The 12313-nt window shown below is 72.9% G+C and carries 10 protein-coding genes; 6 read left to right on the forward strand and 4 right to left on the reverse strand.

Translation table 11 applies throughout. The features are described 5' to 3' along the window. Window positions 1-49: 49 nt before the first annotated feature. Complete coding sequence (locus tag K8612_RS25095; RefSeq protein ID WP_223738899.1) at window positions 50-610, reverse strand: peroxiredoxin; 561 nt, start codon at window positions 608-610, stop codon at window positions 50-52. 56 nt (window positions 611-666) lie between these two features. Then, complete coding sequence (locus K8612_RS25100) at window positions 667-1947, reverse strand: amidohydrolase family protein (RefSeq protein ID WP_223739275.1); 1281 nt, start codon at window positions 1945-1947, stop codon at window positions 667-669. Window positions 1948-2272: 325 nt separating this feature from the next. Here K8612_RS25100 and K8612_RS25105 point away from each other — a divergent pair, with 325 nt between their 5' ends. From K8612_RS25105 to K8612_RS25115, 3 genes are read left to right on the forward strand one after another with little or no spacing between them, the layout of a single operon-like run. Beyond that, on the forward strand, window positions 2273-4432 hold the full coding sequence (locus K8612_RS25105; protein ID WP_373692137.1) for a protein kinase: 2160 nt from the start codon (window positions 2273-2275) through the stop codon (window positions 4430-4432). A gap of 11 nt (window positions 4433-4443) precedes the next feature. Then, window positions 4444-5460, forward strand: coding sequence for a PHB depolymerase family esterase (locus tag K8612_RS25110; RefSeq protein ID WP_223738898.1), 1017 nt, complete (start codon window positions 4444-4446; stop codon window positions 5458-5460). Further along, window positions 5390-6235 carry a carbohydrate deacetylase gene (locus tag K8612_RS25115; RefSeq protein WP_223764147.1) on the forward strand — a complete coding sequence of 282 codons (846 nt, stop codon included), beginning with the start codon at window positions 5390-5392 and terminating at the stop codon, window positions 6233-6235. Before K8612_RS25110 ends, K8612_RS25115 begins: the two co-directional genes overlap by 71 nt. On the opposite strand, the gene K8612_RS25120 is transcribed toward K8612_RS25115, so the two are convergent. Beyond that, window positions 6222-8126, reverse strand: a complete 1905-nt coding sequence (locus tag K8612_RS25120) for an ATP-binding protein (protein ID WP_223738896.1) — start codon at window positions 8124-8126, stop codon at window positions 6222-6224. The genes K8612_RS25115 and K8612_RS25120 overlap by 14 nt on opposite strands. 193 nt (window positions 8127-8319) lie before the next feature. Here K8612_RS25120 and queF point away from each other — a divergent pair, with 193 nt between their 5' ends. Then, entirely contained in the window at window positions 8320-8685 is a 366-nt protein-coding gene (gene queF / locus K8612_RS25125; RefSeq protein ID WP_223764148.1) for a preQ(1) synthase, read from the forward strand. A 13-nt stretch (window positions 8686-8698) separates the two neighbouring features. Here the strand turns inward: queF and K8612_RS25130 are convergent, their stop codons facing one another. Beyond that, window positions 8699-9712, reverse strand: a complete 1014-nt coding sequence (locus K8612_RS25130; RefSeq protein WP_370639892.1) for a serine/threonine-protein kinase — start codon at window positions 9710-9712, stop codon at window positions 8699-8701. Window positions 9713-10075: 363 nt separating this feature from the next. Here K8612_RS25130 and K8612_RS25135 point away from each other — a divergent pair, with 363 nt between their 5' ends. Further along, window positions 10076-10663 (forward strand): hypothetical protein, encoded by a 588-nt coding sequence (locus K8612_RS25135; protein ID WP_223738892.1) that lies wholly within the window; start codon window positions 10076-10078, stop codon window positions 10661-10663. 117 nt (window positions 10664-10780) lie between these two features. Next, window positions 10781-12301 carry a Ppx/GppA phosphatase family protein gene (locus K8612_RS25140; protein ID WP_223764149.1) on the forward strand — a complete coding sequence of 507 codons (1521 nt, stop codon included), beginning with the start codon at window positions 10781-10783 and terminating at the stop codon, window positions 12299-12301. Window positions 12302-12313: the final 12 nt, after the last annotated feature.

Consider the following 12313-nt stretch of genomic DNA (forward strand, 5'->3'; position numbering starts at 1 on the left):
GGGACGTCCGCGAGTGGACCGTGCCCCTGCCCTGGAAGCCAGAGCGCGGCTACTTCGTCGCGGGCGCGGCCTGCGTCGGAGGCGTGTTGCCCGCCGGGGCGGAGGCGGGCTTCGCGGCGCCGCCCTTGCGCAGGGGACACGCCGCGATGGCGCCCGAGACGTCGATGGCGTCCTTGCCCTCGCTCACCTTGAGCACCTTGCGGTCATCCCCCACGACGAACGTGTAGCGCTTGGACACCGTCACCACCGGCATCTTCACGTCGTACGCGCCCACCACCTTGCCGTCCGGATCCGGGATGAACACGAAGGGCGCCTTGAGCTCCGTCTTGAAGCGCGCCAGCGTCTCCGCGTCGTCCGTGGAGAAGGCCAGCACCTGGCCCTGCGCCTGCTCGATGTCCTTGTAGCGGTCGCGGTACGCGGTCAGCTCCTTCGTGCAGCCGCTGGTGAACGCCTTGGGGAAGAAGGCCACGATGACCGGCCCCTTCTTCACCATCTCCGACAGCGTGTAGGTCGTCCCCGCGGTGTCCTTCACCGTGAAGTCCGGGGCGGTGTCACCCACCTGGGGAATCGCTGCGCTGAGCCATCCGACGACGAGCAGGGAGTTGAGCATGCCCGGGACTTAACGGGCCCCGGGCACCGCGACAAGCTCCCCCCAGGCTCCAGGCTCTACGACGACGCCATGCGGGCCCACACGGCGGCGGCGGCCTCGCGCGACTGCTCGGCCACCACCGTGGGGTTCACCGACAGCGGCCTTCGCGCCCAGACGCGCCACACGCCGTCCACCATCACCGCCTCCACATGGCGGCTGCCCAGCCCGTGCACCACGTGCCACGCCAGCGTCTCCGCGGTGAGCGGCGTGGGCGACAGGTAGTCCATCACCAGCAGGTCTGCGAGCGCGCCCTCGCGCATGGGGCCGATGGCCGCCTCGAACACCTGCGACGCCAGCCGGTGTCCGTTGGCCAGGTAGCGCAGCACGTCGATGGGCTGCCCCGCCTCGCGCGAGCGCAGGTACGCCGCCTGCGCCTCCGCGAACAGGTCCGGCGACGTGCCGTCCGTCCCCAGCGACGCGCGCGCCCCGAACTTCAGCGCGGGCGCGTAGCCCACCTCCTGGCCCTGGTTCGAGCGCGGCGTGTGCAGGAACCACGTCCCCGTGGCCAGCACCTGCGCCAGGTCCGCCCACGCCAGGTGGCCCGCGTGCGCCGCCATGGCGCGGGGCGACAGCAGGTTGCTGGTCAGCAGCCGCGTCACCGGCGGGTTGCCGTGGCGCTCGGTGGACAGCCGCTCGTCCAGCGGATCCTCCGCGAGCGGGAAGTGCAGCCCGGTGCCGGTGGTGTTGAGCGCCTCGCCCAGGCCCTGGAGCGCGTCGTCGCCCAGCGTGAAGCAGGGGCCCGCGCCCACCTGCCCGCGGAAGCGGCCCCGGGCCTTGCGCGCGAAGCTGACCGTCTCCTCCAGCCCCTCCTCGCGGCCCACCGCGCCCATGCGGTCCGTCACCGCGTAGGACAGCACGCCACGCACGCCCACCTCATGGAGGCCGCGCGCCGAGCGCAAGAGCGACCCCGTCACGGCCTTGGGCGAGGCGTGCAGGTCGAACAGGGTGGTGGTGCCGCACTGGATGGACTCCAGGCCGCCCGCCGTGGCGGCCACCTGCACCGCGTCCAGGTCCAGCGCGTTCTCGAAGGGCCAGCGCACCTGCTCCAGCAGGGCCTGGTAGGACGTGGGCGCCGGACTGACCAGGCCGCGCGACAGCACCGTCGCCAGCCGGTGGTGGGTGTTGACGAGCCCCGGGAAGACGAGCTTGCCGGACAGCGCGACCACCTCGTCGTCGGGGCCGGGCGAAAGGTCCTCGGCCCGCGCCACGATGCGCTCACCTTCAATGCGCAGGTCCACCCGCTCCACGGACGCGGGTTCCAGCTCGACGACGAAACCACCCTTGAGGACGGTGCCCAACATCCCTCCCTGCATCCGCGACGAGTCGCGAGGTTCGTGAAGGCGGCCCCCTCCCCTTAGGGGTCACGCGTGAGGCGGCGGAGGTTAGCACTCCCGGCCCGTCCTCCGTCACCGGCTCCACACATCCCTGCACCCACACCCATCGTCCCGGCCGGTCCAATACGGGGGGCGTGCGCGGGGGGACCGGGGCCAGGCAGGCAGGCGGCGCGTCATGACGTTGGGCGCCGGGGGCGCGGGCCCGTAGACTGCCGCCACCTTGGTGTCGGAACCCGGCGTTTCCTGGGCAGGCCGCTACCGCCTGAGCGCGCGCATCGCGACGGGCGGCATGGCGGAGGTGTATCTGGCGCGCGCCATCAGCCTGGACGGGCAGCGCGGCCCGGCCGTGGCGGTGAAGCGGCTGATGCCGCACCTGGCCGGGGACCGGCGCATCGTGCAGATGTTCCTCAACGAGGCGCGCATCACCGCGCAGGTGCGCCACCCGAACGTGGTGTCCATCCTGGAGCTGGGCATGGAGGGCGGGGAGCCCTTCATCGCCATGGAGCTGTTGGAGGGGCGCTCGTTCGCGGAGGTGCGGCAGGAGGCCGCCGAGCGCGGCCAGCGCGTGCCGCTGGGCATCACCCTGCGCGTGCTGGTGGACGCGTGCCGGGGCCTGGACGCCGCGCACCGCGCCGTGGACGAGGCGGGCCGGCCGCTGAAAATCGTCCACCGCGACTTCACGCCGGACAACATCCACGTCGGGGCGAACGGCGCGGTGAAGGTCATCGACTTCGGCATCGCGAAGGCGGACGCGCTGGGGTCGGGGACGGAGCCCGGGACGCTGAAGGGGAAGTTCTTCTACATGTCGCCGGAGATGATCGCCGGCCGCAGCGTGGACCACCGCGCGGACCTGTTCGCCGCGGGGGTGATGCTCTACGAGCAACTGTGCGGCCGGCGGCCCTTCACCGGCATGTCCACCGAGGAGGTGCTCACGCGCATCTCCGAGGGAAGGCCGAAGCCCCCCACCGCGTTCGACCCGTCCGTGCCGCAGGCGCTGGAGGCGGTGTGTCTCAAGGCGCTCGCGAAGGACCCGGAGGCGCGCTTCGACAGCCTGCAGACGTTCATCGCCGCCATCGAGCGGCTGGGCGGGCCCGCGGAGGTCGCCGCGCCCGCGCAGGTGGCCGCGTACCTGGACACGCTGTTTCCGCCGGACCGCGACCCCAAGCGGCTGGCGCTGCGCAACGCGAGGCTCGCGGACCCCTCCAGCTCGGGCGCGGAGGGGGCCCCCACCATGGACGTGCTCCCGCCGTTCGGCGTGCAGGGCATCCCGTCCTGGCCCGTGCCGCCGCCGGTCGCCGCTCCGCCGGCCTCACGTCCCCTTCCGCCCCTGGGCACCCACACCGTGTCGATTCGCGGCGCGACCCGGCCCGTGACGGCGGAGATTCCGGTCTCGACCCCGGGCTCCCCGGCGGAGGGCGCCGCCGGACTCCAGGCTCCGGCGCCGGGTGGGAGCCAGGCGCGCGGTGACGCTCCGGCAGGGGCTCGCGAGCCGGCGTCGCGTGGCGCGCCCCGGTCGCGGCGGGCCCTGGCCATCGTCGCGGGCGTGCTCGCGCTGGGCGGACTGGGCGCGGGGGCCATGTGGCACCTGCGGCGCCCGGACCTGCCGCCCCCCGCGAGGCTCGCCGCCGCCGAAGCCGCCACCACGGCGGAGGCGAAGGTGTCCGCGCTGGAGGGGCTGGGCAAGGACGTGCGCGCCACGGCCAGGGAGCTGGCTCGCGCGGGCACGCTGCTGCTCGACGCGGGCGCCCACTCGCAGGCGCTGGCGCTGGCGGAGGCCTACACCTCGCGCTTCCCGAAGGAGGCGGAGGCGCACCTGCTCGCCGCGCGCGCCGCCACCGAGCTGCGCATGGGCAAGCGCGCGGAGCGCGCCATCGACGAGGCCACCGCCCTGGCCCCCAAGGACGTCCGCGCGCCGCTGGCCCTGGCCGACCTGCGGGCCCGCCAGGGTGACGTGCCGGGGGCGCTGACCGCGCTCGCGAAGGCGTACGCGCAGGCGCCGGGCTCCGCCCAGGTCGCGCCCCGCTACGGCCAGCTCCTGTCCCAGGGAGGCCGGCTGGACGAGGCCGCCACCGTGCTGTCCGCCTGGACGCGCCAGCACGACGACGCCGAGTCCCTGGCGGAGCTGGGCTTCGTGCGCTTCCGCCAGGAGAAGCTGGACGACGCCACCGCCCTGCTCAAGCGCGCGCAGCGCAAGGCCCCCACGCTCGCGGTGGCCCACTCCTACCTGGGGGCCGTCCTCTTCCGGCAGGGCGACCTGCGCGGCGCCGAGCGCGAATACCGGGAGGCCGAGCGGCTGGCCCCGGACGACCCCCGCGCCCTCACCGCGCGTTGCCAACTCCACGTCCACGAAGGCGATGCCGCCGGGGTGGCCGAGGTGAAACGTACGCTGGCGGAAAGGTTCCCGGACCGGGCGGTGGCGCTCGCGGCGGAGTGCGGAGCGGGGAACTAACTTCCACCACCATGCGCCTTCGCTTGCTCGCCCTCGCCGCGTCCAGCCTGCTGCTGACCGCCACCGCGTGCGGTGCCACGGACGACTCCGGCACGCCGCCCGACGACGAAACGGAGCTTCCGGACACGTCGGCCGGGGACGTGGCTCCCCCGGACCGCACGGCCTGTTCGGGCCTGACCGTGACGCCCGGCACCTACGACTGGACCGTCGAGCACGGCGGCCGCACCCGCGCCTTCCGCGTCCACGTCCCCACCGGCTACGACGCCACGAAGCCCACGCCCGTCGTCCTCAGCTTCCACGGCTTCGGCTCCACCGAGCAGGAGCAGGAGCTGCTGACCGGCTTCTCCTCGCTGGCCGACGCGGAGGGCTTCATCGCGGTGTACCCGCGCGGCCTGAGCTTCCAGGAGGTCTACGGCCGGGGAGACGCGGACACCCGGGGCTGGAACGGCGAGGCCTGCTGTGGCCCGGCGCAGCTCGCCAACGTGGACGACGTGGGCTTCGTGGACGCGCTGCTCGCGGACCTGGACACCCGCGTGTGCACGGACCCGCGCCGCGTCTTCGCCAACGGCTTCTCCAATGGGGGGTTCTTCTCCTACCGGCTGGCCTGTGAGCGCGCCCAGCGCATCGCCGCCATCGCGCCCGTGTCGGGCATGGAGGGCGTGACGGACTGCCGCCCGTCGCGTCCGGTCCCCGTGCTCCACTTCCACGGCAGCGCCGACGAGACCATCTTCTACGACGGCGGCAGCAACGTCCCCGGCGGCAAGCCCTACCCGTCCGCCCCGGAGTCCGTGCGCCGCTTCGCGGAGCTCAACGGCTGCGCCGGTCCTCAGCAGCAGACGTATCAGCAGGGCAACAGCACCTGCGTGGCGTATACGGGCTGCCAGCCGGAGAGCGCCACCGCGAGCCTGTGCACCGTCACCGGCGGCAAGCATGCGTGGCCCGGCCAGCCCCTCTACAATGGCGGCACGACGGACCTGGACGCGTCCCTCCAGATGTGGCGCTTCTTCCAGGCGCGTCCCCGCCCCTGAAGGAGGCCGCGTCACGCCGCCCCGCGCGCTCATCATCAACGCCGATGACCTGGGCTACGACCCGGGCATCACCCGGGGCATCCTCCAGGCGATGCGCGAGGGCGTCGTCTCCTCCGCCACCCTGCTGGTGAACGCACCGGACTCCGAGTCCGCCGCGAGGCAGGCCCGGGGACTCGCCATCGGGTTGCACCTGAACCTGGACCGGGGCGCCCCCGTGGCCCCCGGCTTCCCGAGCGGGTGGCGCACCGTGGACGGAGGCCTCGACGGCGGCCGCGTGGGCGGGCTCCCCGCGGACGTGGTGGAGGCGGAGGCGCTCGCGCAGTTGGAGCGGCTGGAGCGGCTGCTGGGCCAGGCCGCCACGCACCTGGACGTGCACAAGCACCTGCACCGGCACCCCCAGGTCCTGGAGGGACTGTCGCGCGTCGCGAGGCGCGCGGGCCTCCCGGTGCGCTCCATCGACGCGGACATGCGCGGCGCGCTGAGGGCCCGAGGGGTGGCCACGAACGACCACTTCATGGGCGAGTCCGGCGCGACGGCATACTGGACGCCAGAGCGCTTCGCCCAGGCCGTGGCGGCGCTGCCTGGCGAAGGCGTCACGGAGTGGATGTGCCACCCCGGCCAACTGCCCGAGCTCGTCACCACGCGCTACGCCGCGCAGCGCGAGGTGGAGCGGGCCACCTTCGTGGACGCCCGCTCGCGCGAGGCTCTGGAACAGGCGGGAGTCCGTCCCTCGGACTACCGCGTCCTGAGCGAGGACCGACTCACGCGGGCGTGACGAGCGGGAGCTCCGACTCCACCGGCGTCAGCGTCCGGCGCGCCTCGCGCGTCAGCACGGTGCGCACGCCCGCGAGCAGTTCCTCCGGGCGGTACGGCCGGGGACACAGCGCGGCGTTCTCCTGCGCCCACCACGGCCGCGCATCCCCCGCCAGCAGGATGGGCACCGGCCGCGCGCGGGGCAGCGTGGCGAAGGTCTCCAGGAAGCTGCCCACCGCGGACTGCGTGGCGCTCGTGGACAGGACGATGAGGTCCACCGGCAGGTGCGTCGCCTTGCGCAGGGCCTCCGCGCCGCTCTGCACGGTGAAGACCTCGAAGCCCTCCGCCCGCAGGGTGCGCTCCGCCGTGGCCTCCTGGTTCGAGTCCTCGTCCAACACCAGCACGCGCCGGGGCAGCCTCCGCACCTCGTGCGCGGGCATGCGCGGCAGGTCCAGGAGGAACGTGGAGCCCTCGCCCTCGCGGCTGCGCAGCGCCAGCGCGCCGCCGTGCATCTTCACGATGGAGTGGCTGATGAACAGGCCCAGCCCCAACCCGCCGAAGTTGCGGTGCGACACGTTGCGCGCCCGGTAGAAGCGCTGGAACACCAGCGCCTGGTCCGCGCCCGGAATCCCGATGCCGTGGTCCTGCACCTGGATGCGCGCCGACTCCGCCGTGCGCCCCACCCGCACCGCGATGGGCGCCCCGGCCGGGCTGTACTTGTGCGCGTTCTCCAGCAGGTTCACAAGCACCTGCTCCAGCCTGTCCCTATCGCCCAGCACCCAGACGCCGTCGTGCGGCACGTCCACCGTGAAGGGGCGCTCGAAGGCGTGGCGGAAGTGGTCCACCACCTCCGCCACCAACTGCCCCACCTCCAGCGGCGACGACTCCAGCGCCAGCCGGCCCAGCTCCAGGCGGCTCGCGTCCAGCAGGTCCTCCACCAGCCCCGCCAGCCGGTCCACCTGCCGCTTCGACTTGAGCACGCTCGCGAGCGCCACCGGCTGCCCCGCGGCGATGCGGCGCTCCATGGAGTACAGGCCCAGCTTCAGCGGCGTGAGCGGCGTCTTCAGCTCGTGCGACGCGATGGACATGAACTCCTCGCGCACGCGCAGGGCGGACTGGGCTTCGCGCAAGAGCCGCGCGTTCTCCACCGCCACCGCCAGTTGGCTGGCCGCCGCGCTCCACATCTCCAGCTCGCGCACGGAGAAGGACGCGCCCTGCTCCTTGTAGATGAGCAGCAGGCCCACCGTGCGGCGCGGCGCGCACAACGGCACCGCCGCGAACACGGAGCCCACCGCGTCGCCGTAGCCGCGCTGGATGCCCAACTGCGGCTGGCGCAGGGCCAGGGCCTGACGGTAGGGGTCCTCGGACGGGTCGAACGCGTCCTGGGGCGCGTCCAGGCCCTCCAGGTCCGACACCGCCATGCGCTTGAGCGTCGCGTCGTCCTCCTCGTAGAGGAACACCTCCGCGCGCCGCACCTGCGCGCACCGCACCAGCGACACCACGGCGGCCGAGCAGACGCGGTCCACCTCCAGCGACTCCCCCACCGCGCGGGCAATCTCCCGCACGGCCTGTGAAAACGCCCCCTCGTCGTCCACGCCGGACGGCTCCACCACCAGCCACGCCCCGGCCGAGCCGTCCGTGTGGGTGGGCTTCACCTGCACACGCACCTGCCGGAGCGTGCGGGTGATGACATGGCCGGAGTGGGCCCGGTGCTCGCGGATGGCACGCTCCAGGGCGTCCAGGCTGCGGCCGGGCTCCAGGGCCTCCAGCAGGGTGCTGCCCGGGGAGAGCGTCACGCCCGTCTTGGCCGCGAAGCCCGCCTCGCACCATTGGACGCGCAGGTCGGGCCCCACGCGCAGCAGCGCTTGGGGCAGGCACGAGAGGACATCCTCGACGTCGTTGGGTGGCAGCATGGAAGGGGGCGAAGCAGGGGTCGCCGGAGGGAGATAGGAATCCCCGAGCATGATCGCCAACCACCCCCGGACGTTCTCCTGTCCCCGGGGGTCGCGGCACGTTGGGACCCGAACAGAGCCCGGGCCGGGCAGCCGGGGAGGCGACGTCGTGGAGGGCGGTGACACGCGCCGAACGTGTGCTAGACGACAGCGCATGCCCTCTCAGCCGTCCAAGGAAATCCAGACCTTCCCCAACCCCGCCGCCGATCGCGACTACGAGATCGCCTTCGACGTGCCGGAGTTCACCTGCCTGTGCCCGCTCACGGGCCAGCCGGACTTCGCGCGCTTCACCATCAAGTACGTGCCGGATCAGCTCTGCGTGGAGCTCAAGAGCCTGAAGCTGTACATGTGGTCCTACCGCAACGAGGGCGCCTTCCACGAGAAGGTGACCAACACCATCGCGGACGACATCATCAAGGCCATCCAGCCGCGCAAGCTCACCGTGGTGGGCGACTTCTTCGTGCGCGGCGGCATCGGGACCATCGTCACCGTCACGCACGACAAGAAGAAGCAGGCCTGAAGCCCCGCGCCGCTCAGCGGGTGAGCTGCTCCAGCAGCGGCGCCCACTGGGACTGGGACAGGTAGAGGCCGGTGCCCGCCGCGGCGATGCCGGCGGTGAGCGCGGCCAGCACCCACTTGAGCCTGCCGGGCGCACGCGCGGGCTTCTTCGTGGCGAAGACGTCCAGCACGCCCAGCTCCTGCTGGGTGAGGTGGGCCAGGGCCTCCGTCTCCGTGAGCTTCTCGCGGTAGCGCAGGAAGGCCACGAGCAGCGCGGGGTGGGACACGCGCACCTCGTGGGCGAGGAACAGGTCCAGCTCGCGGCGCATGGCCGCGGCGTCCGGGAAGCGGGCCTCCGGCTTCACCGACAGCGCGCGCTTCACGATGCGCGCGAGCGGTGGCGGCACGTGCGGGGCCACCTTCTGGAGGGGGATGAACTTGCCGTCGCGGATGCGGGCGAACACCTCGCCGGCCGTCTTGCCCACGAAGGGGCGGGTGCCGGAGAGGGCCTCGTAGAGGAGCACGCCCAGGGAGAAGATGTCGGTCCGCGCGTCGATGGGCGCGCCCGTCACCTGCTCCGGGGACATGTACGACGGCGTGCCCACGGCCATGCCCTGCTGGGTGAGGGCCTCCAGGCTCACGTCCTTGGCGATGCCGAAGTCCATGAGCTTCACCTCACCGGACTTGGTGAGCATGACGTTCGCGGGCTTCAGGTCGCGGTGGATGATGCGGCGGAAGTGCGCGTGGTCGAGCGCGCTGGCGATGCGCGCGCCGATGACGGCGGCGACGTCCGGGGGCAGCGGGCCGTCCTTGATGAGGCCGTGGAGGGTGGGGCCGTCCACGTACTCCATGACCATGAAGAGGCTGTCGTTCTTCTCCACCAGGTCATAGAGCGTGACGATGTTCTGGTGGCGGAAGGCGGCGAGCGCCAGCGCCTCGCGGCGGAAGCGGGACAGGGCCTCCTGGTCGCGCTGGCCTTCGGGGAGCAGCTCCTTGATGGCGACCTCGCGCTGGAGCAGCTCATGCAGGCCGCGATACACGAGCGCCATGCCGCCCCGGCCCAGCTCGCCGAGCACGCGGCAGGCGCCAATCTTGCGGTGACGGATCCTCTCACTCTTCTCTGCGGCGGCGACGGTCACGGGTCGCAGGGTATCGATTCACGTCTCATGCGTCGATGGGCCCTCCCTGGCGGGGCGCAGTCGCACAGGTGTGATGGAAAGGCGCGGTGTCGCTGTCTCGCGCCAGGGGGCCTACCCGGGGCACGGGGACTGACGGGAGGCGGACAGGGGACTGCGACGCGGGACGCATGGAGGGCCTGCCTCACGGAGCGCTCCGCCTCCCGTTCCCCTCCGCCCTGCACCGCCCCGCGGGCGTTCCCATGCTTCTTCCATTCAACGTGCCTGGAGGACGCCATGACGGAACGGGACGCATACATCCAGAAGCTGGAGGCCGAGCAGCGCGAGGCGACCGCTCGCTTCCGTGAAATCGAAGCCCAGGCGGACCTGGCCGACAGCGAGGACTCCCTCGATGTCCTCACCGGCGCCCAGGCCTTCGGCGACGACGTCAACCGTGAGCTCCAGGCGCTCCGCCGCGCGGACGAGCGCGACTGGGAGCGCGTCAAGGCCGGCGCGGAGAAGGCCCGCGGGCGCTTCCGTGAGCACCTGGACCGGGCCAGCAGCCGGTGGGAAGCGCTCCGCGAAGGCTACCGCCGCCAGCGCGAGGCCGAGCTGAAGGCGCTGGGCGCGCAGATGGACGGGTGGATCGCCGCCCACCAGCGCACCCGGGCCGAGGACTCGCTGCTCACGCGCGAGGAGCTCGACTTCATCACGCGCGGCCTGAAGACCTCCGGCGAGCTGCTCAAGAACCTGCGCCACGCGCACGGACATGCCTGGAAGACGGCCCGCGATCAGTACGAGGCCAACTGGCGCGAGCTGCAGGAGCGCTCCCGCCACATCCGCGCCGAGGGCGCCACCGCCCCCGAAGGCGCCTCCCCGCCCTGATAGGTCATCTTCACCAACGCCACACGGCTGTCACACGGCTACGCTAGGAACCGCCCCCACCCGGAGGGACACGGCCCGGAAGGACCGTGCCCCTCCAGGCGTTTCGTCCGCGAGCCCATGGCCCCTCCCGCACGCCCCTCCCCGACCCCCGTCCTCGCCGCCATCGATGTGGGCACCAACGCCGTGCGCCTGGAGCTGGCCCGCCCGGACGCCGAGGGCTCGCTCGAGACCCTCCACCAGGAGCGCGACCCCATCCGCCCCGGCGAGGGCGTCTTCACCACCGGCGAGATGCCCCCGGAGACGGCCGACCGGCTCCTGTCCACCCTGCGCCGCTACGCCGCGCTCTGCCGCCGCCACAAGGCCCAGGTGCGCGCCGTCGCCACCAGCGCGCTGCGCGAGGCCCGCAACCAGCAGGACATCGTGCGCCGCGTGCACGAGGAGGCCGGCCTGGAGCTGGAGGTCGTCAGCGGCAAGGAGGAGGCCCGCCTCATCTGCCTGGGCGTGCTGCACAGGAAGCCCTCCAACACCCGCTCGCTCCTCGTGGACATCGGCGGTGGCAGCACGGAGGTCGCCATCGCCACCGGAGAGAAGCCCGACGAGCTCTGGAGCCTCTCCCTGGGCTCCGTGCGCCTCACGGAGGTGTTCGACACCGCGCGCGCCGTGACGCCCAAGCAACTGCGGCTGATGCGCGGCTTCGTGGAGGAGGTCCTCCACAAGACGCTCCCGGAGAAGCTCCCCGCCCTGCCCCGCGTGGCGCTGGGCTCGTCCGGGACCATTGGCGCCGTGGTGGGCTTCGCCGCCGCGGACAACGGAGGCAACGCCACCGTGCGACAGCTCACCCAGACCGTGGAGACCCTGGCGAAGATGCCGCCGGAGCGCCGCCGCAAGCGCTTCGACCCGCGCCGCGCGGACATCATCGTCTCCGGCGCCGTCATCCTGGAGGGCGTCGCGCGACACCTGGGCGTGGAGTCCGTCAGCGTCGTCAACCGCGGCCTGCGCGACGGCCTGCTGGTGGACCTGCTCTACCGCCAGGACGAGACGCGCGAAGACAGCAGCCTCGCGGACGCGGCGCTCGCCATGGGCCAGCGCTTCCGCTTCGACGAGAAGCACGCCCGCCAGGTGGCGCGCATGTCGCTGGCCCTCTTCGACGGCCTGGCCTCGCTGCACCAGTTGCCCCTGTCCGTGCGCACGCACCTGGAGGTCGCCGCGCTCCTGCACGACATCGGCACGGCGGTCAGCTACGAGCGCCACCACCGCCACACGTACTACCTCATCCACAACGCGGACCTGCCGGGCCTGGCGGACCGCGAGCGGGAGATCATCGCGCGCGTCGCCCGCTACCACCGGCGCTCCCAGCCGGAGCTGTCCCACTCCGGCATGGCCGGGCTCACCCCGTCCGAAGCGCGGCGCGTGCGCAAGCTGGCCACGCTGTTGCGCCTGGCGAACGCGCTGGACCACAGCCACCACCAGCCCATCCGCGACTTCAAGGTGACGGACGGCCGCGAGGTGGTGACGCTGCACCTGCACGCCCGCCACCCGCTCGACCTGGAGCTGTGGAACGCCGAGCGCGAGGTCGCGGCCTTCCGCAAGGTGTTCGGCAAGCGGCTCGCATTCCAGGTCCACTCGGCCGGGCGCTAGGGGCGGCCTCCC

Origin of the sequence: Corallococcus sp. AS-1-6 (genome assembly GCF_020037015.1) — a bacterium.
In the GTDB taxonomy this organism is placed as follows: Bacteria; Myxococcota; Myxococcia; order Myxococcales; family Myxococcaceae; genus Corallococcus.